Origin of the sequence: Actinomadura keratinilytica, from assembly GCF_039539665.1 — a bacterium.
In the GTDB taxonomy this organism is placed as follows: Bacteria; Actinomycetota; Actinomycetes; order Streptosporangiales; family Streptosporangiaceae; genus Spirillospora; species Spirillospora keratinilytica.
This window is the reverse complement of the sequence record NZ_BAABDO010000298.1, coordinates 1-566: the sequence shown is the minus strand read 5'-3', so window position 1 is coordinate 566 and position 566 is coordinate 1. Positions and strand designations below refer to the sequence as shown.

Below are 566 nucleotides of genomic sequence, written 5' to 3'. Positions count from 1 at the left end.
ATCGCCCACGCGCACCGGCGAGGACGCCTCCAGGCTCGCCTCGTCGGCCGAATCAGCCGGCGTGACCTCGAGCGTGTCGGTCGCCTCGTTGCCGTCAGGATCCGTCGCGGTGATGGTGAACCCATCGCCCGGCGTCGCATCCTCGGGGACCGGGAGCACCGTGCCCTCGGGGAAGGCACCGTTCTCATCGGTCGTGACGGTGACCGGATCGCCGACGGCATTGCCGTCCGGATCAGTCAGCTGCACCGACACGTCCGTGCCCGGAGCCCAGCCTGCCGATTCCAGGGTGGACTCGCCACCGGCCGGAGTCGGCGACGAAGCATCCAGCGAGAACAGCTCGGCATCGGCCGCGACGATCTCGATGGTGTCGGTCGCCTCGTTGCCCTCGGAATCGACCGCGGTGATGGTGTAGCCATCGCGCGGCGTCGCATCCTCGGGAACCGGGAGCGAAGTGCCCTCGGGGAAGGCACCGTTCTCATCGGTGGTGACGGTGACCGGATCACCGACGGGATCGCCCTCGGCATCGGCCAACTGCACCGACACGTCCGTGTCCGGAGCCCAGCCCT

At 69.3% G+C, this 566-nt stretch carries 1 protein-coding gene; it reads right to left on the bottom strand.

The window, feature by feature from the left end:
• On the bottom strand, positions 1-543 hold a 543-nt coding region (locus ABD879_RS32800), incomplete at its 3' end, for a hypothetical protein (protein ID WP_345025687.1).
• Positions 544-566 lie beyond the last annotated feature (23 nt).